Source organism: Acinetobacter sp. ANC_7553 (genome assembly GCF_056779895.1).
This window is the reverse complement of the sequence record NZ_JBWYIV010000013.1, coordinates 1-25,101: the sequence shown is the minus strand read 5'-3', so window position 1 is coordinate 25,101 and position 25,101 is coordinate 1. Positions and strand designations below refer to the sequence as shown.

At 37.8% G+C, this 25,101-nt stretch carries 26 protein-coding genes and 2 pseudogenes; 9 read left to right on the top strand and 19 right to left on the bottom strand.

The window, feature by feature from the left end:
* Positions 1–92 precede the first annotated feature (92 nt).
* Positions 93–698: an SRPBCC family protein gene (locus AC1M9I_RS11090; protein ID WP_481611050.1), complete on the top strand. Its 606-nt coding sequence runs from the start codon at positions 93–95 to the stop codon at positions 696–698.
* 59 nt (positions 699–757) lie between these two features.
* Here the strand turns inward: AC1M9I_RS11090 and AC1M9I_RS11085 are convergent, their stop codons facing one another.
* Together AC1M9I_RS11085 and hemW are read right to left on the bottom strand one after the other, a co-directional pair.
* Positions 758–1,171 carry a hypothetical protein gene (locus tag AC1M9I_RS11085; protein ID WP_481611049.1) on the bottom strand — a complete coding sequence of 138 codons (414 nt, stop codon included), beginning with the start codon at positions 1,169–1,171 and terminating at the stop codon, positions 758–760.
* A gap of 125 nt (positions 1,172–1,296) precedes the next feature.
* Positions 1,297–2,451, bottom strand: a complete 1,155-nt coding sequence (gene hemW / locus AC1M9I_RS11080; protein WP_481611048.1) for a radical SAM family heme chaperone HemW — start codon at positions 2,449–2,451, stop codon at positions 1,297–1,299.
* A gap of 112 nt (positions 2,452–2,563) precedes the next feature.
* Here hemW and AC1M9I_RS11075 point away from each other — a divergent pair, with 112 nt between their 5' ends.
* From AC1M9I_RS11075 to AC1M9I_RS11060, 4 genes are all read left to right on the top strand, one after another.
* Positions 2,564–3,025 carry a DMT family transporter gene (locus AC1M9I_RS11075; protein ID WP_035264998.1) on the top strand — a complete coding sequence of 154 codons (462 nt, stop codon included), beginning with the start codon at positions 2,564–2,566 and terminating at the stop codon, positions 3,023–3,025.
* 99 nt (positions 3,026–3,124) lie between these two features.
* Positions 3,125–4,429, top strand: a complete 1,305-nt coding sequence (locus AC1M9I_RS11070) for an MATE family efflux transporter (RefSeq protein WP_092768159.1) — start codon at positions 3,125–3,127, stop codon at positions 4,427–4,429.
* A gap of 143 nt (positions 4,430–4,572) precedes the next feature.
* Positions 4,573–5,865, top strand: coding sequence for an ABC1 kinase family protein (locus AC1M9I_RS11065; protein WP_481611047.1), 1,293 nt, complete (start codon positions 4,573–4,575; stop codon positions 5,863–5,865).
* Positions 5,866–5,942: 77 nt separating this feature from the next.
* Complete coding sequence (locus tag AC1M9I_RS11060; RefSeq protein WP_481611046.1) at positions 5,943–6,194, top strand: type B 50S ribosomal protein L31; 252 nt, start codon at positions 5,943–5,945, stop codon at positions 6,192–6,194.
* Between the two features lie 72 nt (positions 6,195–6,266).
* Here AC1M9I_RS11060 and crcB read toward each other — a convergent pair whose 3' ends face one another.
* A complete protein-coding gene (gene crcB / locus AC1M9I_RS11055; RefSeq protein ID WP_481611045.1) occupies positions 6,267–6,647 on the bottom strand; it encodes a fluoride efflux transporter CrcB in 381 nt (126 codons plus the stop codon).
* Positions 6,648–6,766: 119 nt separating this feature from the next.
* Here crcB and AC1M9I_RS11050 point away from each other — a divergent pair, with 119 nt between their 5' ends.
* A complete protein-coding gene (locus tag AC1M9I_RS11050; RefSeq protein WP_035264987.1) occupies positions 6,767–7,099 on the top strand; it encodes a HopJ type III effector protein in 333 nt (110 codons plus the stop codon).
* A gap of 24 nt (positions 7,100–7,123) precedes the next feature.
* On the opposite strand, the gene AC1M9I_RS11045 is transcribed toward AC1M9I_RS11050, so the two are convergent.
* Positions 7,124–8,350, bottom strand: coding sequence for a TIGR03862 family flavoprotein (locus AC1M9I_RS11045; RefSeq protein ID WP_481611044.1), 1,227 nt, complete (start codon positions 8,348–8,350; stop codon positions 7,124–7,126).
* Positions 8,347–9,012 (bottom strand): class I SAM-dependent methyltransferase, encoded by a 666-nt coding sequence (locus AC1M9I_RS11040; protein WP_481611060.1) that lies wholly within the window; start codon positions 9,010–9,012, stop codon positions 8,347–8,349. Before AC1M9I_RS11040 ends, AC1M9I_RS11045 begins: the two co-directional genes overlap by 4 nt.
* A gap of 84 nt (positions 9,013–9,096) precedes the next feature.
* Between AC1M9I_RS11040 and AC1M9I_RS11035 the strand changes: the two genes are divergently transcribed.
* Entirely contained in the window at positions 9,097–9,276 is a 180-nt protein-coding gene (locus AC1M9I_RS11035; RefSeq protein ID WP_035264978.1) for a DNA gyrase inhibitor YacG, read from the top strand.
* A 352-nt stretch (positions 9,277–9,628) separates the two neighbouring features.
* Here AC1M9I_RS11035 and AC1M9I_RS11030 read toward each other — a convergent pair whose 3' ends face one another.
* The 5 genes from AC1M9I_RS11030 to AC1M9I_RS11010 all read right to left on the bottom strand — a co-directional run bounded on the left by AC1M9I_RS11030 (position 9,629) and on the right by AC1M9I_RS11010 (position 14,010).
* On the bottom strand, positions 9,629–10,273 hold the full coding sequence (locus AC1M9I_RS11030; RefSeq protein WP_092768141.1) for an MBL fold metallo-hydrolase: 645 nt from the start codon (positions 10,271–10,273) through the stop codon (positions 9,629–9,631).
* A gap of 14 nt (positions 10,274–10,287) precedes the next feature.
* The gene (hemH, locus tag AC1M9I_RS11025; protein ID WP_035264970.1) at positions 10,288–11,304 is read right to left on the bottom strand and encodes a ferrochelatase; all 1,017 of its coding nucleotides are present in this window, start codon (positions 11,302–11,304) and stop codon (positions 10,288–10,290) included.
* A gap of 125 nt (positions 11,305–11,429) precedes the next feature.
* Positions 11,430–12,392, bottom strand: a complete 963-nt coding sequence (locus tag AC1M9I_RS11020) for a DUF4062 domain-containing protein (protein ID WP_092768143.1) — start codon at positions 12,390–12,392, stop codon at positions 11,430–11,432.
* Between the two features lie 72 nt (positions 12,393–12,464).
* Positions 12,465–13,349: a glutamate racemase gene (murI, locus tag AC1M9I_RS11015; RefSeq protein WP_481611043.1), complete on the bottom strand. Its 885-nt coding sequence runs from the start codon at positions 13,347–13,349 to the stop codon at positions 12,465–12,467.
* Positions 13,350–13,398: 49 nt separating this feature from the next.
* Entirely contained in the window at positions 13,399–14,010 is a 612-nt protein-coding gene (locus AC1M9I_RS11010) for a DUF1285 domain-containing protein (RefSeq protein ID WP_481611042.1), read from the bottom strand.
* A 183-nt stretch (positions 14,011–14,193) separates the two neighbouring features.
* On the opposite strand from AC1M9I_RS11010, the gene AC1M9I_RS11005 reads away from it, so the two are divergent.
* The gene (locus tag AC1M9I_RS11005; RefSeq protein ID WP_481592064.1) at positions 14,194–15,906 is read left to right on the top strand and encodes an electron transfer flavoprotein-ubiquinone oxidoreductase; all 1,713 of its coding nucleotides are present in this window, start codon (positions 14,194–14,196) and stop codon (positions 15,904–15,906) included.
* Between the two features lie 87 nt (positions 15,907–15,993).
* On the opposite strand, the gene AC1M9I_RS11000 is transcribed toward AC1M9I_RS11005, so the two are convergent.
* A complete protein-coding gene (locus AC1M9I_RS11000; protein WP_481611041.1) occupies positions 15,994–17,079 on the bottom strand; it encodes an Imm72 family immunity protein in 1,086 nt (361 codons plus the stop codon).
* A gap of 364 nt (positions 17,080–17,443) precedes the next feature.
* Between AC1M9I_RS11000 and AC1M9I_RS10995 the strand changes: the two genes are divergently transcribed.
* On the top strand, positions 17,444–17,725 hold the full coding sequence (locus AC1M9I_RS10995; protein WP_481594913.1) for a helix-turn-helix domain-containing protein: 282 nt from the start codon (positions 17,444–17,446) through the stop codon (positions 17,723–17,725).
* A 131-nt stretch (positions 17,726–17,856) separates the two neighbouring features.
* On the opposite strand, the gene AC1M9I_RS10990 is transcribed toward AC1M9I_RS10995, so the two are convergent.
* The 8 genes and pseudogenes from AC1M9I_RS10990 to AC1M9I_RS10955 form a co-directional block, all read right to left on the bottom strand.
* Positions 17,857–18,645 (bottom strand): hypothetical protein, encoded by a 789-nt coding sequence (locus tag AC1M9I_RS10990; protein ID WP_481611040.1) that lies wholly within the window; start codon positions 18,643–18,645, stop codon positions 17,857–17,859.
* Between the two features lie 428 nt (positions 18,646–19,073).
* Positions 19,074–20,141: a PoNe immunity protein domain-containing protein gene (locus AC1M9I_RS10985; RefSeq protein ID WP_481611039.1), complete on the bottom strand. Its 1,068-nt coding sequence runs from the start codon at positions 20,139–20,141 to the stop codon at positions 19,074–19,076.
* Between the two features lie 5 nt (positions 20,142–20,146).
* A pseudogene (locus AC1M9I_RS10980) lies at positions 20,147–20,288 on the bottom strand (hypothetical protein); the annotation flags it as partial.
* Between the two features lie 58 nt (positions 20,289–20,346).
* On the bottom strand, positions 20,347–21,414 hold the full coding sequence (locus AC1M9I_RS10975) for a PoNe immunity protein domain-containing protein (RefSeq protein ID WP_481611038.1): 1,068 nt from the start codon (positions 21,412–21,414) through the stop codon (positions 20,347–20,349).
* 4 nt (positions 21,415–21,418) lie between these two features.
* Positions 21,419–21,535, bottom strand: a pseudogene (locus AC1M9I_RS10970) (hypothetical protein); the annotation flags it as partial.
* Positions 21,536–21,622: 87 nt separating this feature from the next.
* Complete coding sequence (locus AC1M9I_RS10965; protein WP_481594918.1) at positions 21,623–22,690, bottom strand: PoNe immunity protein domain-containing protein; 1,068 nt, start codon at positions 22,688–22,690, stop codon at positions 21,623–21,625.
* A gap of 4 nt (positions 22,691–22,694) precedes the next feature.
* On the bottom strand, positions 22,695–24,143 hold the full coding sequence (locus AC1M9I_RS10960; RefSeq protein WP_481594919.1) for a hypothetical protein: 1,449 nt from the start codon (positions 24,141–24,143) through the stop codon (positions 22,695–22,697).
* Positions 24,140–25,101 (bottom strand): DUF2345 domain-containing protein (locus AC1M9I_RS10955; protein ID WP_481611037.1); only part of this gene is annotated, 962 nt, incomplete at its 5' end. The genes AC1M9I_RS10960 and AC1M9I_RS10955, both read right to left, overlap by 4 nt.

Genomic DNA, 25,101 nt, shown 5'->3' with positions numbered 1-25,101 from the left:
ACATTTAGAGCAAGAATACAACAGTGCTATCTTGATCAAGCGACATAAATATTCCAAACGAGCTTTTATCAATATACAAAAAGGAAAATAATATGCATAAGACATTGATCTCCCTATCTTTACTCAGTGCAGTCTTTTTCGCTACAAATAGCTTCGCTGAATCGGATATTAAACATCACCAAAAAACCACGACGTATTCAATAAAGAATTTGAATTACTCAACGAGTGGATCTGCTGAGGTCATTATTCATCGCCCTGTGAGTGAAGTCTTCAATATTTTAACCAATGTAAATCTTTGGCCAAAAATTAATGTGGGTGCAACTCAAGCCATTGAGCCTAAGAATATTCGTGTTCAAAAAGGTACGACTTTCAAAGAATTTATTAGCAGCCCGATTCCAGGCATAAAAGATTGGAGTAATGAATGGCATGTGATTGAGTTTGAGAAAGATAAGAAGTTTGTTATCGCAACCATAGAGCAATTTGCTCAAGTCCCAATCCATTCAAAAATTACCTATGAATTTGATCGTATCAACGCCAATAGCACAGAATTTGAACGAACTATTGAAGTAACTTTAGACAATAAATTTATTCAAGGCGCGACAAAACAAGAAGTTGAAGCCCTGTATCGTTTTATTGGTTCTCAGTGGGAAATGGCCAATCATTTAAAAAAATATGTTGAAGATCAAAGCTCAAATTAAGGGATTAACAAACACCTGATTGAACAACCAATCAGGTGTTGTAAATTAATGCATATATTTTAATGCTCACGGTACTCTTTAATCTCTATTGGCTTATCTTTCACGAGTTCAACTGTTCCCTCATTCAAACCATTGAAATTTTTAAAATGAATTGAAACTCCATTTTCATTTGCAAGTTTCACACCACTTGCAGCAACCGTGCTCTTCAAGTGATAAACCGCATCCGAGTTATCCCTGAGTTCAGCCGTTTGAAAATTGTCGTTTGTTTTTAGCTCTAATGTTAAATCCATTGGTCCAGTAAAATGGATCACCTGTTCACCTTCAGCACGAGCAACTTGATCAACAGGCGCAGAAGCTTCAGCATTTAAATGCGTTGGTCTCTCTTGTTCTGACATTTGCTCACTATTTTTGTTTTTATCAGCACAACCAACGAATGCCAATCCCAAGATTGAAGCCACTAGAACTAATTTCATTTTTATTACCTATCTTGATGAGAACCATTAAAAAACTCATCATTATTTTCACAGTAAAGGAGCGAAATAAGTGTGGATTTAACAGTTTCGCTGTTAAAAATTACATTGGAGTTTAATTATAGAACTTACAGAAACTCCTCAAGCAATGAGTTCAAATATAAATGTCCTTGAGCAGTGCATGACAAACGTTTTGGATCGTCTACCATTAATTTTCTGTCAATCAATGATTGAACTTGATCTTGGATTGATTGCAAAGATAAACCTGTACGAGCTTCATAATGTGAGGTTGGTACACCTTGATTAAGTCGCAGTGCATTCATCATAAATTCGAATGGCATTTCATCATCTTCAATTTTCTTAAACTGCAAATGCTCAGCAGGGACTTTCGCTAGATAATCTTTCGGTAATCGTGTTTTTTGGTAACGATATACACCATCACTTAGCGTCACTTTAGCATGCGCACCAGCACCAATCGCTAAGTAATCGCCAAATTGCCAATAATTTAAATTATGTGCTGAGGGTTTCTCTTTACGCCAAGCCGATACTTCATAGTTGGTAAAACCATTTTCGATTAAATAGGCCTCACCCTGTACCTGAATTTCTTCTAATACATCATCGACAGGCAATATAGGTTGAGTTCGAAAAAATACGGTATTGGGCTCAATGGTTAACTGATACCATGAAATATGTGTAGCTCCGTGCTCCACGGCAAGTTTTAAGTCAAGTAATGCTTGTTCAAGCGTTTGTTCAGGTAAGCCGTGCATTAAATCGACATTAATTTGCTTAAAGCCTGCATCTTTCGCCAAACCAATTGCTGAAATTGCATCTTGGTTGGAATGAATACGCCCCAGTTTTTGAAGATGATTCGAGTTAAAACTTTGGACACCTAAAGACAATCGATTGATCCCCACCTTTAAATAATCTGCAAATGGATCATGTTCTACCGTGCCCGGGTTGGCTTCTAAGGTAATTTCACAATCATCCTCAAACGGAATCAAAGCGCTTAGCTGAGCAAATAGCCATTGATACCCTTGAGCAGAAATGAGAGAAGGAGTACCTCCACCTATGAACACGCTATGAATTTGACGACCCTGAGCAAAATTTATCTGTGTTTTGAAATCCTCAACCAATGCTTGTAAATATTCTTTCTCCAACGCCATGGACAATGCCCCATTGGGTACAGCATGCGAATTAAAGTCGCAATATGGACATTTACGCACACACCACGGCATATGAATATAAAGTGACAATGGAATATCTTGTGGATTCAGAGTAGCCAAATGTACAGCTCAAAACTTAAAAAACTTATTTTAACATGACTACACCATAACGCTCAGAACTGATTCAGTTTTTACTTTACACTCAATATAAAACAAGGACGTGGGTGCATTTATGTTTAAAGTCGCGAGCCAATTTTTATTCTTTATCCCTTTAGCGCTTGGGATCGGAATCGCAATGACCTTCCAAACTGCGATTAACACACAATTACGTGAATATTTATATTCTCCATTACAAGCTGCACTTTTATCATTTTTGATTGGTACAATAGTTCTCGCAATACTGGTTTTTTTTCAACAGACTGAAAAACCACAATTGAGCGAAATTGTACAAATTCCTTGGCATCTTTGGCTCGGCGGTTTTTTAGGTGTTTATGCCATCAGTATTAGTATTTATTCCGCTCCTAAATTAGGTTTCTTAACCTTATCGGCATTAATTATTTTTGGACAGATTGTTATGTCCATGATAGTCGACCATTTTGGAATTTTAGGTACAGAAAAAATTGCCATTAATTGGCAGCGCATTTTGGGTGGCGTGGTGATTTTTATAGGTGTGCTTCTCACTTTACAACGCTAAACCTTCATTCTAAGCACATAAAAACGATGAGTAATTTTTGTGTCTAATGTGACTGCAACTTCCAACATCAGTTATGAATTAAAAAAACTATTTCATCTCATGATCCCAATCTTGATTACGCAATTTTCGCAAGCAGGATTAGGACTGATTGATACCATTATGGCAGGACATTTATCTGCATTAGACTTAGCGGCAATTGCTGTCGGGGTAGGTCTTTGGATTCCTGTCATGTTGCTATTTAGCGGTATTATGATTGCAACAACGCCGTTGGTTGCTGAAGCAAACGGTGCGAGGACTCCAGAGAAAATTGCCACTATTACACGACAAGCATTATGGGTTGCTTTAGTTCTCGGGATTATTGCTGGTCTAGTCTTACAGATTCTCCCCTATACGCTTCCTCTTCTTGGCGTTCCAGAGTCACTTCACCCTAAAGCTGGCCTATTCTTACATGCGATTGGATTCGGTATGCCAGCAGTCACCATGTTTGCTGCACTACGAGGATACTCTGAGGCGATTGGTAATCCACGCCCAGTGACTGTGATCAGTTTAATGGCCTTAGTCGTACTTATTCCGCTTAATTTTGTGTTTATGTATGGTTTAGGTCCAATTCCTGCATTAGGAAGTGCTGGATGTGGATTTGCAACGGCAATTCTACAGTGGCTGATGCTGATCACGTTGGCATTGTATATCTTGAATAATCAGGCATATCAAAAAACCCAACCCTTTAGTCATTTTGAAAAAATTGATCGCTACTGGTTAAAACGCATCCTTGCTTTAGGTTTCCCAATTGGCTTGGCTATCTTCTTTGAGGTCAGTATTTTCAGTACCGCTGCAATTGTATTGAGTCCATTGGGTGAAATTACGGTTGCAGCGCATCAAATTGCCATCTCCATTACGTCACAATTATTTATGATCCCGATGTCTCTGGCGATCGCACTTACCATCCGAGTGGGAACGTATTATGGCGAAAAGGATTACCAATCTATGCGTAAAGTCCAATGGTTGGGTTTAGCAACAGGTACTGTACTTGCAGTAATGACCATGGTTTTATTGTGGGTCTTCCGCCATCAAATTGTCGCGTTGTACACCTCTGATGTATTGGTGACTCAAATTGCGGTTTACTTGGTGCTATTCGCTGTTGCTTACCAACTGATGGACGCTTGGCAAATCAGTGCTGCAGGATGTCTAAGAGGCATGCAAGATACGAAGGGTCCTATGTGGATTACTATGCTTGCCTATTGGGTGATTGCGTTTCCTGTAGGCGTATATCTCTCTAGATTTACCAATATTGGTCCCGCGGGTGTATGGATTGGATTGATCGTGGGGTTAAGTATTGCCTGTGTACTCTTACTCGGACGTTTATATATGAATAATCAGCGACTTGAGCGTAGTCAATCATCATGAACAATAAATCCCGGATGCTCGGGATTTATTTTTTTAGCCAATCATTTACTTACAACTCATTAACAATTTCAAATATGCATCTTTTAATTTGTCGCCTATGATCAAATCAGAAGATGAAAATAATGAATCGAGGTTCTTAACTCATGGCAAACAAAGCGAGCTCTCCCGGCCGTCGTTTCATGAAACTCGCAGGTATGACTGCAAGTATTGCTACTAAAACCGTGTCCAACTCTATTCGCACCTTTAATGCAGATGATGATAAAAAAAACGAAGCACGCAGTAAGCTATTTCAAGACATTGGTGTTCAAATTGCAGATACCCTTGGGGAAATGAAAGGTGCTGTAATGAAAGTTGGTCAAATTGCATCACAATACAAAGATATTTTCCCGCCTGAAGTCGCGAAGGCTATTGCTAAATTACAACGTCAAGCCCCTGCGATGCCCTTCCAACAAATCAAGCAACAAGTAGAAAAAGAACTTGGTCAGCCACTGTTAGATGTTTTTAAAACATTTGATGAACAACCTTTTGCAGCAGCTTCGATTGGGCAAGTTCATAAAGCCACCTTAAAAAATGGCCAAGAAGTCGTTGTAAAAGTACAGTACCCAGGCGTAGATGAAGCATGCGAAAGCGATCTAAAACAAGTTCGCTTGGCCTTACGTTTGATGGGTGTACTAAAAGTCGATAAAAAATTACAAGATCGATTATTTGCAGAAATTCAAGACAGCTTACACGAAGAGCTCAACTATGAAATTGAAGTGCAGAATTTAGAGGTATTTAGAACCTTCCATCAAGCATTGGATTCTAAAATTATTATCCCACAAGTGTTCAAAGATTATTCCAGCAGACGAGTTCTAACATTGAGCTTAGAAGCAGGTGACAATATTGAAACCGCAAGCACTTGGCCGCTTGATACACGCAACGAAATTGGTCGTCGACTAATTCAAGCTCTTGGTCATCAGATTTTCTATCTAAAACGTTTTCATTGTGATCCGCATCCTGGCAATTTTGCTTTCCGCTCAGATGGTAGTGTCATCATCTATGATTTTGGTGGTGTTAAAACCTTATCTGCTGAACTGGTGGATCGATTTAAAAAATTAGTTCGCGCTGGTCGTGCTGAAAATATCCAAGAGATTGAACAACATCTATTCGCGTTGGATGCTCTTGCTGAAACAGGAAAATTCCCTGAGGAACTTTATAAACAATGGTTAGAAGTGTTGCTCAGACCCCTTACCACTCAATACAATTTTGCTGAAAACTCATCTCATCATGATGGCGTCATTTTAGTGAAAAAATCACTTAAGTATTGGGATACATTTAAGCCCTCTCCAGACACATTAATGGTCAATCGTACGATTTCTGGACACTATTGGAATCTGATTAACTTAAAGGTCGATGACAATCTCAATGATTTGTTTGAAACGCTCGTTCCGATTTGAAAAATTAACAAGACCTTACAATCCTTATTATTGTTATGTTATATTATAACAAAATATAAATAATTAGGAGTGTTTCCATGCGTCCCAATATTCATCCTGAATACCATGAAGTACTGTTTCATGATACTAACGCAGATCAGTATTTCATCATTGGTAGTACGATTCAGTCAAAGCAAACCAAAGAATATCAAGGGAAAACTTACCCCTATATCACGCTAGATATTTCAAGTGCTTCGCACCCTTTCTATACTGGTGAAGTCCGTCAAGCCAATAATGAAGGTCGTGTGGCAAGTTTTAATAAGCGTTTTGGTCGCTTTAAACGTAAATAATAAAATTTTCGACTCTCACTATTTTTAAGCCTAAATTTACTCCTCCAATTTAGGCTTTTTTTATTTTTATCGTTATTTATGGGTTAAATAAAATTGAGTAAAGGAAAAACTCAAGATCAATCCCAAGAGTCCAATCAAGATACTACTCAAAACATAAATCAGTGCCAAATTGTATTGTCCAGATTTTATCAATTGAAAAGTTTCCAAGCCAAAACTTGAGAAGGTGGTAAAACCACCTAATATGCCAACCATAAAAAATAGGCGAGCCTCTTGTTGTAATACAGGATACTGTAAACTGAATGCAAAAAATCCCCCTGCTAGAACACAGCCCAGAATATTCACAATCCAAGTTGCCCATGGAAATTGATATGCATTTTGCATGAACCACATACTGGTCATATATCGAAGTGTTGCACCAATCGCTCCACCACATGCTACCCATAACCAACTCATATTATGTCCGTTCTCGTGTATTGATCATATTTTTACCTTAAAAAGTAACGAATTATTGTCTTGGATTCACGCGTTTTTTCGTTAAGATGTAGCAAATTTAAACGTGTAAGGACTCAATTATGGCTCAAGCATTATTGGAACAATTAAAAAATGGCGAAGCAAAATTTGCCGACGTAATTTCATTTATTGAAGCAGGTTATACACATACGCCAACCGCATTTAGTAATGGTCAACAATATAATGCCAGTAATGAAAATCAAGGGAGTGCTAAAGTTTTTTCTTTTGCCAAATTAAATGGTCTTTCTCAAGAACAAACATTACAGCTTTTTGCAGAACACTATGCTTCTGTTTTGGCTACACCTGAAGCTTCAGATCATCAAAATATCCGTCAATTCATGATTCATGGATGGGATGGCATTAAATTTGAAGGCAATGCACTCACTGCGAAATAATCATAAAAAAAGACTAGCGCTTGGCTAGTCTTTTTCAACAGTTTTATTTAGGTATTCAATTACACCTAATCCTGCTGCTCGACCTGTTGCAAAACATGCTGTAAGTAAATAACCACCTGTCGGGGCATCCCAATCCAACATCTCTCCACAGCAGAAAACAATTGGATTACTTTTCAACTGTAACTGTTTAGTCAGTGCAATTTCCCGTACACCACCTGCGCAGCTAATCGCTTCTTCAATGGGTCTAAAACCGTCTAGTTTGATAGATAAATGCTTAATATGCTGAGCCATCTTCTCTGCAATCGCCCAATCATGCTTTGGGGTCAATTCACGTAATAAATTTGACTTTGCAGTGTCTAATCCCAATTTTCGCCAAATATTATTCATGCTTTGTTTCTTAGCATTCTTAAGTTTAGAGATAATTTCATGCTCAGATAATTCTGGCAGTAAATCTAAATTTAAAACCATGGAATCTTGATATTGCAATTGTGTTCGAAGTGCCCGACCATGCTTATAGATCAACCCACTTTCCAAACCATAATGGGTGATCACGATATCACCCTTAGCTTTGGGCTGATGATCCACCCAAGCTTCAACTCGTTTGAGTGGCGAGCCGAATACAGGTTCCATATACGAAGACCAAGCTCTGACTACACCAGCATTACTCGGGGAAAACGCTTTTAACTCTTCTTTAGCTAACCATGACTGCCAAGCCCCATCACTACCCAACTGTGCCCAGGACACAGCGCCACACGCCAATACAATCGCATCAAATTGCTCAGTTCGTATTGAATTGGATTGAGTATCAAAAACTGTCAGTTCATTTTGATTAAGCGCGGTAATTTGATGCCGATAATGAAAATTGACTTTGGAATCCACTAAACTTTTTAACCAAGCACGCAGTAATGGAGCTGCTTTCATTTCATTGGGAAATATACGACCAGAGCTTCCAACATAGGATTCAATCCCTAGGTTTTTCATCCAATTTCGAATCCAACGCGCATCCCATTTTTTTACCCAAGGTGCAAGCCATTCGGCATGATCATAACGACCAATAAATTGATCGATAGGTTCGGCATGAGAAATATTTAAACCTGTTTTACCTGCCATCAAAAATTTACGTGCAGCTGAAGGCTTTTGTTCAAAAATATGAACTTCAAATGCAGGATGAGCAGATAAAACTTCAGCAGCCATTAAACCTGCTGGACCTGCGCCTACGATTGCGATTCGCTTTGAATATTCCAAATTCATAGATTATTCGTTTGTTGATTTTCAGAAGAGATCGGCATTTGCCCTTGCAGAGGCATAAAGTGATCGAAGCGAGTTTGGTACGCTTCAGGTTTTTGAATAATCAACTGCTGGCATAATTCACCACGCTCTAGATACTTTACTTCAAAATGCGTTCTTGCCGAAGTTGAAGGGATTCTTTCTTTAACATAAGAAAGGTTCCAAACATTAAGCAGCTGTTGCTCTGCCTCGTCGATATATTCAGGAATATTGCTGGCCAAAGTGATCGTACCATTCGATTGCAATCGAGACAGTAAAAATTCAAAAAAAGGCATATTCAACCAACGTTGCGCTGGATTATGAGGTTCGGGATTCGGATATAAAATAAAAAAATCTTCAACTTGCTGTGGAAATAGCGCATGTACGATCCAAGGGATTGCATCTGCATGTACAGGTCGCAAATTGGTTTGACCCTCTAGTTGATGCTGTTTTTGCATCGCTAGAAATTTTTCTCTGGTTCGTTCAATCGCGATTAATTGTCTTTGCGGATTTTGTTGCGTAAACAATAAAGCATGTTTACCTTTACCCGCCCCAATCTCAACACATAGTGGTTCAGCTAGAATCGGTTGAAAGTCGCGTGGCGCATGCATACGCTGTGCTTGAAATTGACGAATCGGCATAATCAGATCAAACTTATGAAAACGCGACAAGTCTAGCAACTCTAGATGCTTTTGCCTATTTTAGCTGTTTTATTTTACTAGGATTCATTTATGCCAAAAACATTTCCGTGCCCACGCTGTGGACAGCCTAGTCAATGGACTGGCAATGAATTTCGTCCATTTTGTTCTGAACGATGCAAACTTATCGATTTAGGGGCTTGGGCAAACGATGAATATCGCCTTCCAACACAGGATTCTCCTCAAGCTGATCAAGGCGAATATCATGAATAATGCCAACTTTGCTCAATATTAAAAAAAATAATTCAATTATATTTACACAACCAAAAAAATTAGCTTTTTTAAGAAAACTCGATAAATGTGATTTTATTTAAGTTTATGTTGTGATATTGTGATGATAATCACATTAAAACAACAATTCTACTTTCATAAATACATGAGACTTTATAAATTCACATTCACACTCAGTATAATTTTATCTTGCCTAGGCCTCCTTTTTGCAGGTCTAGGCATTTATCAACATGATTTCGTCTTGATTTTAATCTCTGCACTATTTGTGTTAGCCGCTGCCCTTCTCTTTTGGGAATTGAATGACATCAATCGAGATCACTTTTTTCGTTTTTAATTAACCAGCTTTACCTGCCACAAACGGGTTAAACTTTTTCTCATAGCCAATGGTACTGATTGGACCATGCCCTGAAATAAACTGTGTTTCATCTGGCAAACTAAAACATTCTCTCTCAATCGAATCCAGCAACTGTTGATGATTTCCCTTGGGAAAATCTGTTCGACCAATTGAACCCTTGAAAAGAACATCGCCAGTCCATAACAAGCCATAGTTAGCATTATAGAACATGACGTGGCCAGGCGTATGACCGGGAGCGAATCGAACCTCAAAGGACTCATCCCCTAGTTTTAAAGTTTCACCACCTTCAAGCCACTGATCAACCACAACAGGTTCAGGTATCGGAAACCCATATCGTGCTGAAACTTCCTGAATCATATCTAACCAAAATGCATCTTCTTTATGAGGACCAATTACTGGAATACCCCACTCTCTCGCCAATGCTCCGACCGCACCAGCATGATCAAGATGACCATGAGTTAACCATAGCTCCTTCACTGTTAAGTCTAACTCTTGCACAACTTGCATAATTTTTTCAGGCTCACCACCTGCATCAATTAACACAGCTTCTTTGGTCTCTTGATCCCAAACCAATGAACAATTTTGCTGAAATGCTGTCACAGGAATAATTTTAACTTGAAGCATAGGAACCTTTAAATTTACGCAGAATGTTGGAGGGTAATCTTGAGTGCATCCAGTTGAGCTTCTACTAAATCGACCAACAAATCAATATGTGCTGCATCAGTGTTTAACGCTGGAATATAGGCATAGTCTTTCCCGCCCGCTGTTTTAAAGGTTTCGGCATTTTCCACAGCCAACTCTTCTAAAGTCTCTAAGCAATCTGCTGAAAAAGCAGGGCTGAGAACATGGACAGATTGAACTCCTTGTTGTCCCCACTCAGTCAGCAACGCATCTGTATATGGCTTGACCCACTCTTGTTTACCGAATCGTGATTGGAAGCTGATAGCCCATTCATCGTCACGTAATCCCAGAGCCTCTGCGACTTTTTTCGCTGTAACCCTACAACGGTCGGCATATGGATCACCTTTATCTGCATAAGGCTGAGGAATCCCATGGAAAGACATTAATAATTTTTCCGCTTTACCGTGTTGCGCCTGAAAAACCTGAACACTCTTTGCCAAAGCCTGAATAAATTTTGGATGTTGATAATAATCGCGTATTAAACTTAAGCCAGGTAAATTTCTCTGCGTTAAAACCCATTTCGCCAATGCATCATACAAAGGTGCTGTAGAGGTCGCTGAATATTGAGGAAAAAGTGGAAATAAAATGACGTGATCTTGCGGTGTCTGAGTAAGTTTTTTTAGAACCTCATGAATACTAGGATGACCATAAGTCATCGCAGGAACGACCTGAACATCAAAATCTGGATAATCTTGAATAACTTTTTGACGGATTAAATCTGTTTGCTTCAACAGAATTTCACGCATAGGGGAATCTCCATTCCACACCTGCGCATATGCTTCAGAAACATGCTTTGGTCGAAATGGTAAAACAAAACAATGTAAGATAATTTTCCACAAAAACGATGGAATCTCAATCACACGCTGATCAGATAAAAACTGTTTTAGAAAAGTTCGTACCGCAGGCACTGTAGGGGCATCTGGTGTTCCCAAGTTGGCAATAATTACGGTGATTTTCGGCTTTAACTCAGACATCTGATCCACATCAATTCACTGTTTAATTAAGAAATACTTTATCAGAGTCTAAGTAAATTCGGCGTGATTTTATGATTGCTTTTTAAAATGTGAATGAAAGAGAAAAACTATCATATGAACTTGATCTATTTATTCATGCATTTCCATAACATCCGCTGACGATCATCTCGTCCTACAGGAACGATCCATTCATTATTACGCATTTGTTGCTTGATGGTATGCAATGCACGTACATTAATCTGTGCTCTAGATACCATATGTGCCTTAGGAAGTTGCAATTGAGCATCGACCAGCCCCGTATCAGTCAAATACTGATTCAACACTTTAGAATAAAAATCTTCTGGTGTTGCTTGGGAAAATTGAGACTCAAGAACAGCATAAATTTCATGCCATCGCATGGAACGTATACAAATAATTTCTTTAAAATGACTATCAACATAGGCATGCATACGATAATCAAAACTGAATTGATCATCCCACTCTATTCTAGGCAAAGATAGAAAAGGATCGATTTCAGATTTGGCTTGTTCCATTTTTGCTTGTGCCAACTGAGCTCTTAATCGATCAATCTCATCTTGTTTTGCTTGAATGCTTTGTGGTCTTACCCAACCCAAAACTGGGTAACGCTCAAGCATTTGAGGCATATGAGACCTGAGTGCAAGCTCTAATTCACGAGCACTTTTAAAAAATACGACCTGATCAACTTCTTGAATGATCTGTTGCCGGAAATTTTGAAAGCGCTGTTGAAGATCCGCTTCACGCTCTCGTAAATGCTCCTCACGCGATTCTGGCTGTTCATGCATAAATACAATAATGGGCTTTTGCTTAGTCACGGCATAGATATATTCCAAGTGCATGTAACTAATACCAGAGACAGATTGCTCGCCATACTGGCTTCCTAAAAGCAGAAGTACATAATCACAATCATCAATTTGACGGCGTGCAAAAGCGGTTGTTACAGGTGTTCTTTGTTCTAAACCCCATGAAAAAAAACCCATACCGATCAGCGTTTGAGACACAACCATACGCTCTGGCTGCATCTCTTTACCAGAAGTTGTAATAAACACTTGGTAACGCTTATCTAGCATGCCTTAATCCAATCCTGCATCTAGGTAAAAATGCCTTACTCATAAGGCTTAAAATATATAGCTTGATATTGATCATTCTTCTTCGAATGTATCAGTTAAATTTTCAATTGACCATAGTATTTCATGCCCGATCATATTTTGAAGTACAGGCTGAAGTTCAAGCGCATTTCCGCCACTGACAACACAACGCAACTGCACTGATTTGTCATATGGTTGAGTAGCATTGAATTTATTTTTGATAAGGACTCTTGCTGTTTGGCGTGCAACAGCAAATCCTGAATCAACCAAAGTCAGTCGCTCTGTATAAAGATGCTCAATTGCTGATTTTAAAAATGGATAATGCGTACAACCCAACACCAAATAATCGGCTTGATCTTGCATGACGGGATCAAGTATCCGTTGTAATGTTGCAATACAGGCTTGCGAATTTTGTTGCCCTGCTTCCACGAAAGGAACCAAATCCAAACTGGTGACTTGATGAACTTTAACACCTAAAGGATCTGCAAAATTCTGCATTACATCCTTGATTAACTGACCTCTAAAAGTCGCTGGAGTCGCCAATACAGCCACCACTTTAGACTGTGTCTGTAAAACTGCAGGTTTTAACGCAGGAACCAATCCAATAATTGGAAATCGCTCACCATAATGCGCCCTTAAATAATCCAGACTAAAAGCTGAGGCCGTATTACACGCAACAACCGCAACTTTGCATCCTTGACGATACAACCACTCAATTGCATGTGCTGTGAGCTGACGAATATCTTGATCTTCACGCGGACCATAAGGGACATGAGCTGTATCTGCATAGTAAAGGATATGCTCATTGGGTAAATATTTTGCTATTTCCAATGCAACTGATAAACCACCAATACCCGAGTCGAAAATACCAATAGGGGCATGTTCAAGTGCATGAGGCATAGGCTCATTAGAGCTCGGTTGGGGTAAAATTGCAGACATCTCAACGACTACTTTTATAATGCTTAAATGAATGGGCTAAGCTTAAACCTCAAGTCCCTAATTGCAATAGCAAATTACCACTTTTTAAATTCAGGACCGATTCACCTTGCTCATTTTCGCTCAACTCCCCCATGTCAACTAAATGAAAAAAAGCTGAACGTTGTATTAATGCGTTGATGCCAAAGCGCACATGCACATAAGGACGCATCTCTCCTTGAAAATCACGCATAAAGATTGGATGATCTTGATCCACAATAATGAGATCTTGAGTGGTCGTTGTTAGCTGTAGATAGGAAAGCCCTTGAATCTCGACTTGATCTACCTGATTGACCAATAAAGGTTCATCTTCGACTTCAATTTCGATTTGCTCAACGGGTGTTTTTAAGTAAAATTTGTTGTCTTCTTTCCACAGTACTGTCGAGAATAGGTCAATGAGGCTTTGTCTTTTAATCAATTGACCTTCGTGCCACCATTCACCATTCGCTTTTACTTTCAAATCCATTGAGCCACAATGCTTTGGGTTCCATTGTTCAAGAGGTGGGATTGACCTTTTGTGACTTGACTGTGCATCTTTTAGATATTGTACGATATTGATTAAGTTTTTATCATCAGGTACAAGTGAATCAGGCTGTGCTGTTATAGAATCATTTTGTTTTACCATGGTTTATGCCCTGCTGACGGAAAATAAAGCGACTCAGCCAATTGGCTTGATCAAGGTTTGAACCTATACTAGCGCAAAATATATAAAAGGTACGAGAGCAAAATTGTACCTGCAACTAAGAACACTCATGGCAGCACCGTCGGAATTATCGGTTGCCACCCTTTACTTTATGAGGAGTCCTTTATGGAACACATCGAACGTGAATCGATGGAGTTTGACGTTGTAATCGTTGGAGCGGGCCCTGCGGGTCTTTCAGCTGCGATCAAAATCCGTCAACTTGCAATTGAAAACAACCTCAACGATTTATCTGTATGTGTCGTTGAAAAAGGCTCTGAAGTAGGTGCGCATATTCTTTCTGGTGCTGTGCTTGAACCACGCGCTATTAATGAATTGTTCCCAAATTGGAAAGAAGAAGGTGCGCCTTTAAACGTACCTGTTACAGAAGATGAAACGTACTTCCTTCTTTCAGATCAAAAATCTCAAAAAATGCCTCATGCTTTTGTGCCTAAAACAATGCACAACGACGGCAACTATGTCATCTCTCTGGGTAACGTCGTACGCTGGTTAGGACAAAAAGCTGAAGAGCTTGAAGTATCCATTTTCCCGGGCTTCGCAGCAGCGGAAATTCTGTATCATGCTGATGGTACTGTAAAAGGTATCCAAACAGGTGATATGGGTATTGGTAAAGATGGTGAGCCAACACATAACTTTACACCAGGCTATGAGCTCCATGCGAAATACACGTTATTCGCTGAAGGCTGCCGTGGTCACTTAGGTAAACGCCTAATCGCTCAATTCGGCTTAGATAAAGACGCTGATCCTCAACATTACGGTATCGGTATTAAAGAACTTTGGGAAATCGATCCAGCGAAGCACAAACCAGGTAAAGTCATGCACGGTGCGGGTTGGCCTTTAACTGAAACTGGTTCATCTGGTGGTTGGTGGTTATATCACGCTGAAAATAACCAAGTATCATTGGGTATGATTGTCGACTTATCTTACCAAAACCCTCATATGTATCCATTCATGGAAATGCAACGTTGGAAAACACATCCATTAATTAAAGATGTATTGGAAGGCGGTAAACGTATTTCTTACGGTGCACGTGCAGTAGTTAAAGGTGGTTTTAACTCTCTTCCTAAATTCACCTTCCCAGGTGGAAGCTTAATTGGTGATGATGCTGGCTTCTTGAACTTTGCAAAAATTAAAGGTTCACACACTGCTATGAAATCAGGCATGTTATGTGGTGAGGCTGTATTTGAAGCAATTAAAGCTGGTGTAGAAAAAGGCGGCGACCTTGCAATTGCTCGTGTGACAGAAGGCGAAGATTTCTTTGCTAAAGAGTTAACGTCATATACAGAGAAATTTAACAACAGTTGGTTGAAAGAAGAGTTATATAATGCTCGTAACTTTGGCCCTGCAATGCATAAGTTTGGTACATTCTTCGGTGGCGCATTCAACTTTATCGATCAAAATGTATTTAAAGTTCCGTTCACTTTACGTGATTTGACACCTGATTACAGTGCTTTAAAAACTGTTGATGCAGTGAACTTCAAACCAAACTATCCAAAACCAGATGGTAAGCTTACATTTGACCGTTTATCTTCAGTGTTTGTTTCAAATACAGTACACGAAGAAAACCAGCCAGCGCATTTAAAATTAACTGATCCATCAATTCCAGTAAATGTTAACCTTCCTCAATGGGATGAGCCTGCTCAGCGCTACTGCCCTGCTGGCGTATACGAAATCATGGAAAATGATGATGGTTCTAAGCGTTTCCAAATTAATGCTGCTAACTGTGTTCACTGTAAGACTTGTGATATTAAAGATCCGTCACAAAACATCACTTGGGTTGTACCTGAGGGTGCGGGTGGTCCGAACTATCCGAATATGTAATCTCGTTTGAGATCAAAAAACCCGCGAAAGCGGGTTTTTTATTAAACTTCCATCAATGCGAAAGTTTTCACCTTGAGCGATATAGTTTTATTCTTCTCCATCAAACTGCCAATACATCTCGCCCCAATCACTTTCAAAATCAGGAAAAATATCGCCTTTTTTAAAGTATTGCCGTGAATTTGATTTGGCTGTTGTATACCAATAGCCTGCTTTAGGGCTAACCTGCCCAGCCGCCATACTTAATTTTTCATTTGATTCAGTTTCGGGTTGATTGGCATGTTTTCCTATATTTTCTATATCAAAGATATATTTCTTTTCTTCTTCTGGAATTGTTCCGTCTAAATAGCGTTTGTCTTCCCATATAAGCCGCCATTTCACGTCATACCAATCATCTGTGCCTTCTAATTTATATTGAGTAGCTTCCGAACCTTCCAAAAAATAATTTGGGCAACCAACATACACATTATATTCAGGGTCATTGGTTAATTTTTGATAGACGGATTTTTCAAACCAAGGTTCATATATACCTGAAATTTGGATCTCTTCACCTGAAAAAATTTCAATATCACTATTTATTTGATTATTGTCGAAAATTAATTCAACTTTAATACTGCGAATGAAACTCCAATACACGAACTTGTTAAATGATTCAAAATTCCATTTTTTATACAAAAAAGGATAATGAGGAATATAATATTCGTTATCAAAATCAGATAGGGTTATTTTTATAAATGCTGTAAACTCATTTGCAATACATATCTTTTTTATTTCATTTTCATGTAGATTTTCGAATATCCAACCAGAATCCCTTCCGACCATTCCTAATTTTTTATATAGAGGATCATTTTCAAGCCCGCGCTCATCACCATATCTTCCAAAAATTGTAGAGTGTATATTTTCAGATATAAAATCTGAATAGACTTCTTTTTTGAACTTACTTCCTAGAAAATCTAATAAAGTTTTTTCTTCAATATCTAGAACATAGAGATACATTAATAATTCTCTCTCATGTCTAGTTAATAATTCAAACTCTTCACTAGATTTTCTTAAAGCATTCTCAAAAGCAACAGTAAATTCCTTATTGAGATAGTAAATTTTTTTTAAAAAACTATAACTTGTAATCATTTTTAAAAAATTAATTACTCTAAATCTCAGTTTTTGATCAACTTTCATTATCTATCTGCTTTATTTGAACTACTCTCTCTTGAATTAGCACGACTAGTACTTGATGTCGCATGTAATATTTGTCCCTGCTGTACTGTTTTCTTTGAAGCTTCTCGATTTAATAGGTATTCAACAGTTTCGGTTGTATCCTTAGGTAAGATTGCATCCTTCCAATTTGTATTTTGAATTTTAATAACTTTATCAATAGATCTCTTTCATAAATCAAAAAACGATCTATCACTTGCTGACTATGTGTACCGAATAATTTTAAATATTCATGCATAATTTGCGAATGAAATACATCGACTAAAAAAAGCTTTCTGAAACACAGTTTAAGCGATATACAGGCATCTCATGGCCAACCTTTGATTTAATGGCTGAACAGCTAAAAATGCTTGTACCTGCTAAAGGTAAACCATCTAAGTTAAGTGTAGAAGATCAAATCCTTCTGAGCTTAAGTTATTGGCGTGAATATCGAACATTATTTCATGTCGCAACGAGTTATGGTGTGTCAGAGCCTACGGCTTCAAGAATCGTCCGCCACGTAGAGGCTTTCCTGATCAAGTCCAATCTATTTAATTTACCCAAGAGTTTGCCTGAAGGCGAAGGTATTGAGTCTGAAGATCGAAACAAATCGAAATATTTCCACGATTAATTAAATCTTTTTATTGTAATTAGGCCAGTTGGATGTCGAATAGATTTTAGGTGTGGGCTTACTCGTCTCACAATTATATTGCTAAATCAAACCTAACAAACAACTTTCTAAAACAAAGCCCACCAAATATCCTATTTCATATATTGCCAAACATCAGGGTCTACATAGCTGTCATCAATATGATAGCCTTCTAGTTTAATTTTTTCTTCCTTAAATTTACGATCTTTTTCATTGTCTCTTCTTTCATCTAAAAAGGCTTGTTTTAACTGTTCTGCTGTCATTTCATCTGAGTTAGAAATAGCATTAAAACCAGTATATCTAAAATGCTCAAAACTGTATCTCAGCATATACTGTTCTTTTTTATCATCTTTATATGTTTTAGAAAGAGATATCCCCAAATTAATATTACTATTATATAAATTAAAATACATATGGCCATTAGTCAGATCCATCATTTCTTGCCACTCTTTAAAACTTAAAATATAGCTAGGGTCAATAACCTCTCCCATGTTTTGACTCATATATTTTAAATTATCTTTTTTATCTATACGTTCCGAATAAGGTAAAAAATACTGCTTCCAGTTTTTCTCACTCATTTGCTTCATAAGTTTTACATAAGCCTGATATGCATCTTCTCTAGTCGTATATTCATTAGCATGTAAACTAGCGGTTACATCCATAATCAAAACACCATCATTGCCCATTCGTGCAATTTGCGTCCCCATTACACTAATAACATTATCAATTTCAAAGTTACTTTGTTCAGTTATAATTTTAACCTGTCCCAGTTTGGGCGGTCTCCAATCTAGTGACAAAAAATTCATCCCCGCAGGTTGGCGGTCTATTGGCGCGTTACTATATTGAATAAAATCTTTTAATCCTTGCTGTCCAAAATGTAAAATAGCACTTTGTGGTGGCATGATTTCATTTCCTTTACTTTTCGTATTTGGAGTACAAGCCAATAATAGGCAACATATCGAAAATCCAAAAATTAAACTCAGATAATTTTTCATATTGAAACTTTTGTTAAAAAAATCGTTATTTTTCCGTTCATTACTACTTGGATGTATTCCAAAGAGAAAGTTTGCTTTGCTCTGACTCCACCTCGTTATTAGTTTTAATTCCTGATGTAAAAAGACACGCCTTTATCATCCAACATTAAACGGTGATATTTTTCCGCAGCCAAATTAATCTTAACTAAAGATCCGTTATAAAAAATTACTTAGGTTATACATGAGGGTGCAGCTAGTATGAGCTATTCGAATATGTAATGTCTTTTAAAACCCTCGCTAAAGTTTTTTTATTAAACTTCGATAAATACGAAAGTTTCCCCTTGAGCGATATAGTTTTATTCTTCACCATCAAAATACCAATATACTTCACCCCAGTCTTGTTCTGAAAGCATTGGTAAAATGTCACCTTTATTAAAGTGCAGACGTTGATTTGGCTGAGCAGGTGTCGTCCAAAAACCTGTTTTAGAACATTTTTCACCGCCTCGTACTTTAATTTTTTCTACCGAATCTTGTGCTTGTACTTTTTCTGATTGTGCTTTAGCAAAATCGACTAAATCTTTCGGATAAAATTGATGCTCTCGATAAATGGTGTCATCAATATCTAATAGCCATGTCACAGCTGCGGCTTCCCATGACCAATAACCATAATAAAGGAAACCGTCATCAATATCAGCCCGAGGGTGCTGGTCATGGTATGGTTCACGACGACTGGCTTCATACCAATCTTCTAAGTATTGCAACATCATGGCTGGACGCTTTGCTGCATCAGCATCAAAAACTTTAATGAGCTTACGATAGGGCAAATGACGACGTGCATCATTCGGTGGTGTGCCTCGATCTGTTACAAATGGAGCAATCAATCGCTCGATTAAACCATCTTTTTCTTGTCCTTCAGGCGTTGCTTCTGTGTAGTCGATAATCTGCATAATCCGATTCATTTGATCTGCATAGCCTGTCAGTAAACCAAAGCATATCAATCGTAAAGCAATATCCCAATAATCTTCTGTTCCCAAAGCGATATGCCAAACATAACGTCCTTCTGCTTCTGTACTTTGATGGTACTGAGCATGAATATCTGCATATTCTTCCATCCAGTTTAAAATGTATGGATATAGTTCTTGAATAAAGCGTATACCACCACCTGCAGAATATTGTAAAGATATTAAATTTAAAACATCTAGTAACCTTTGATGACCTGCCGCCATTTTTTTACTAGCTTTACTACCTGTTTTATATTTTTGAAAACCATCAGTTACTGAATAAATACCATTAAGAAACGTATCAAACCTTCGGCTATACATTTCATGTTGTAATAAATTATCTCTGTAATTTTTATTAATCAGTATTTTTTGCTTAAACCACTCTTCCCAATTAATATCTATATCATTTACTTGACTATTCAATCTTCTTACTCTGGTAAAATATCATTCGGTAAAACAAATTCTAATTTTATTCCATGTGCAGTCACTGTTCGTGTGCATTTGGGTTTATTTAAACCTTTTACATTTTTCATGATGATCAAATTTATCGCCTGTAATTATGACTAGGCTTTATCATAAAAAAATAAGCCACCCTATAAGGATGGCTAAATCTTGCGATATTCTAAGTTTATTTTTCACCATCAAAATACCAATATACTTCACCCCAGTCTTGTTCTGAAAGCATTGGTAAAATGTCACCTCTATCAAAATATTGACGTTCATTTGGTTGGGCTGGAGTCGTCCAATAACCTGTTTTTGGACATTTATCCCCACCTTTGATTTTAATTTTTTCTACTGAATCTTGTGTTTGTACTTTTTCTGATTGTGCTTTAGCAAAATCGACTAAATCTTTTGGATAAAATTGATGCTCTCGATAAATGGTGTCATCAATATCTAACAACCATGTAACAGCTGCCGCTTCCCATGACCAATAACCAAAATAACTGATACCTGATCTAATATCAGGTTGTGGATGTTGATCATGATAAGGTTCACGACGACTGGCTTCATACCAATCTTCTAAGTATTGCAACATCATCGCTGGACGTTTTTCAGGTGCAGCATCAAAAACTTTAATGAGCTTACGATAGGGCAAATGACGACGTGCATCATTCGGTGGTATGCCTCGATCTGTTACAAATGGAGCAACCAATCGCTCAATTAAGCCATCTTTTTCTTGTCCTTCAGGCGTTGCTTCTGTGTAGTCGATAATCGGCATAATCCGATTCATTTGATCTGCATAACCTGTCAGTAAACCAAAGCATATCAATCGTAAAGCAATATACCAATAATCTTCTGTTCCTAAGGAGATATGCCAGACATAACGGCCACCCGCATCAGGGCTTAAATTATAAAGATGACTCGTTTCAGCATATTCTTCTGTCCAATGAAGAAGATATGGATAAAGTTCTTTTATAAAATTTAAATCCCCGCCTGCTGAATATTGTAAAGATATCAAGTTCAGAGCATCTTTCAATCTTTGATGACCAGATGCTATATATCCACCAAATTTAGAATCATTTTTATAATGGCTAAATCCATCAACAACTGTATATAACCCATTAACAAACGTATCAAATCTCTTGTGATACATTTCTTGCTCAAGCAACTTATCTCTAAATAAACTTGTATCTTTTACTTCTAAACTCAACCATTTTTGCCAATCTATTTCTTGATCATTTACTTGTATTGACATACTTTCATCTCTCCAACATCTCGTTTGGTAAAACAAATTCTAATTTAATACCGTGTGCAGTTACTGTCCGTGTGCACTTAATTTTATTTAATTCTTTGCATTTCTCTTGATGATAAAATTTAGTTATGTCTAAACTTTTGTTATTTGAAATGTCTAACTGAGAATATTATTATAAATAAAAAATAATGCCCCGAAGGGCAAATTAAAATTATTCTTCACCATCAAAATACCAATATACTTCACCCCAATCTGTCTCTGAAAGCATTGGTAAAATCTCACCTTTACTAAAGTGCTGACGCTGATTTGGCTGGGCAGGAGTCGTCCAAAAACCTGTTTTCGTGGATTGCTCTCCACCTTTGATTTTAATTTTTTCTATAGTGGTTTCTGCTGAAACCGATTCAGCTTGCGATCTAGCAAAATCGACTAAATCTTTCGGATAAAATTGATGCTCTCGATAAGTTGAATCGTCAATATCTAATAGCCATGTTACTGCTGCTGCTTCCCATGACCAATAACCAAAATAACTGATGCCTGATCTAATATCAGGTTGTGGATGTTGATCATGATAAGGTTCACGACGACTGGCTTCATACCAATCTTCTAAGTATTGCAACATCATCGCTGGACGTTTTTCAGGTGCAGCATCAAAAAGTTTAATGAGCTTACGATAAGGTAAATGACGACGTGCATCATTCGGTGGTATGCCTCGATTTTTTACAAATGGAGCAACCAATCGCTCGATTAAGCCATCTTTTTCTTGTCCTTCAGGTGTTGCTTCTGTGTAGTCGATAATCGTCATAATTCGACTCATTTGATCTGCATACCCTGTCAGTAAACCAAAGCATATCAATCGTAAAGCAATATACCAATAATCTTCAGTTCCCAAGGAAATATGCCAGACATAACGTCCACCTGCATCAGGGCTTAAATTATAAAGATGACTCGTTTCAGCATATTCTTCTGTCCAATGAAGAAGATACGGGTAAAGTTCTTTTGTAAAATTTAAATCACCACCTGCTGAATATTGTAAGGACATCAAATCTAAAGCATCTCTAATTCTTTGGTGACCAGCTGCGATATATCCACTAAACTTAGAATCATTTTTATAATGACTAAATCCATCTACAACGGTATATAGTCCATTTATAAGTTCTTCAAAATTTTCATGATAATCTTGGGCATTTAAAAAATTATCTCTAAATTTTGTTTCATCATTAATCTCTAAAAATTGCCATTTTTGCCAATCTATTTCTTGATCATTTACTTGTATCGACATTCTTTTATCTCTCCAACATCTCATTGGGTAAAACAAATTCTAATTTAATCCCGTGTGCCGTAACTGTCCGTGTGCATTTGGGTTTATTTAAACCTTTACATTTTTCATGATGATCAAATTTATCGCCTGTTATAGTTACTAAACTTCGGTCATAAGGACAATGTACTGCAACAACTTTCCCTAATCTTCTTTCTGTAGAAGCCTTAAAATTGACTCTTCTCCATGTTTTAATATCACGAATTAATGAACTATGTTTCGGAATAATTTTGGATGCATCTATTTTGCTCGCAATCCATAAATGCGACATCTGCACACCATCACTCACAGTCGTCCCCACTGAACGTTTAACCTTATCATCTTGGTCTGATGCCATATAAACATCGAGACCCATTTTCAATGCCATCATGGCTGCCTTTGGTGTCATCAGTGTTCGATGACTCAGTGCATTGGTCGCTTTACTGTCTGTAATACGATACTTATGTGCTAGTCGAGCACTATGCCATACATGATCAAGTCCGTTATGACCCGTATCGTGATATTCGTACAGCACGCCATTATTATTAATTTTAGAGCGACTTTTCATGCGTTTTACATAGTAATAATCCGTAATGTGCTCACCACCTGAACCAAGTTCTTGATTCGATCTTCTTTTTCGCTGTAATTGTTGACGTCGTGTTGAAGTATTTTGACGACCTGGGCTTACATTATTTCCTCCAGTATTTCTTGATACATTGCCATTTTGCTGAGTTCGTGGGGCTGGATTTTGATTTGGTCTACTGGTTGTTGTCGCTGTTCGAGTCGTAATTGGAGCTCTAGCTGTAGTGTTAGGATAAGGAGTTGCTAGTGCCTTTTTATGGGCTGCTTGCATTTCTTTCATAACCATATCAATTTTTTGATTGGCAACTTTCTTCATTTGCTGAAGCTGAGTTACTAATGTTTTTAACTTAGCATTGCCGAGAACAGCTCGTGTCATCCAACTATCAAAAACGCCAATTAAACCATCAATAATTTTATTACTAGTTGTTTGCAGCTCTCTTGTGTATGTATTCCAATTTAAGGTTCTAAACCATTTATCTACATCACCACGTAATGTTTTGCTTGGTATTGCATCCAAAATAGCTCCCATAGCTTTACCTGAACGCAATTGTTTAAAAACAATTTTTAATCCATCACCAGCAATTGGAACAAATGCAACAAGATTAAATACCAAATCAAACCAATTCTCTTTATTATCTGGCTTTTCTGATATTTTAACGACTGAGACAATCACATTCCCGACATCAACGCCTTGACCAACAAAGGGTATACAACCTATCACAACTGCAACAATAATTTGAGCGGGACTGGAGCCACTACCATCAAGTACACCTTTAATCCATTGAGCCGCCGATTCTTCCCCTTTAGCTGTTACTCTTACAGCTTGCGTTGAACCCTTGGCTACGGCAGTATTCATTGTTTATCTCCTAGGTCTAATCTAGAAGTAGAATCATCTGTAAGTAAAATTTCTTCTAAATCATCTGCTATTGCATCATCTACATTATTTTGTTGTGGTATTAATTGTTCTTCATAATCGCTTACATGATCATCGTATTCGATATTATTCGACATGAGCATGTCTTCAATTTCATCAGGGAAATATTCATCTAATAATGCATCTAATTCTTGTTGGTTGTATTGCTCAATAAGTTGTTCAGCTTCACTAACACTCATCACTTTTTGATCTTTAAAAGGATTATCAATTTTTTCTCTATCTGGTTTCGCCTCAACACTACTAAAGCCATAGTAGACTTTAGGTTGAGTTTTATCACTAGGAATAGTGACTTTGGCATAACCTTCGGCATCTAATACACCTTCTTGGGCAGAACCATCAGCAAAAATCAGTTTAAATGGAGCTTGTGCAACAGGTTTTAAGTCATCATAAATGTATTTTAATTCCACTTTATTAGGTAATAATTTAAAGGTAGGTAAAGCTGGAAATTTTGCTGATACATTCTTTCCATTCACAAACTGATGCTGCCCTGCCTTAACCTCAAACTTACTTGCAGTCGTAGGAAATACCCCTGAAGCATTTATTTTTAGCTGTGAACCGCCTGCGGTCAGTACGATTTCTTTCGCACTCGTGATGTCGACATTTGCCTCCGTCGAAATAATCTGCACACCCTTTCTTGCAATCAGATCAGCACCATCTCCTTGAGCTTGAATCTCAATCTTGCCTTTGCCTGCATAGAGTCGTGCCCCTTCTTGCGCTGCAAATAAACTGATCTTTTTGCTGGCATGTCCGATGATGCTGTCTTGCGTACTGGTGTTAATGCTTCCTTGTGCAATCTGGTTGATCTGCCCATCTGCACTGAGGTGGATGTCTTCGTTACTTTCTACGGCAATTGAACTTGGTGAAGCCAAGAGCATGATCG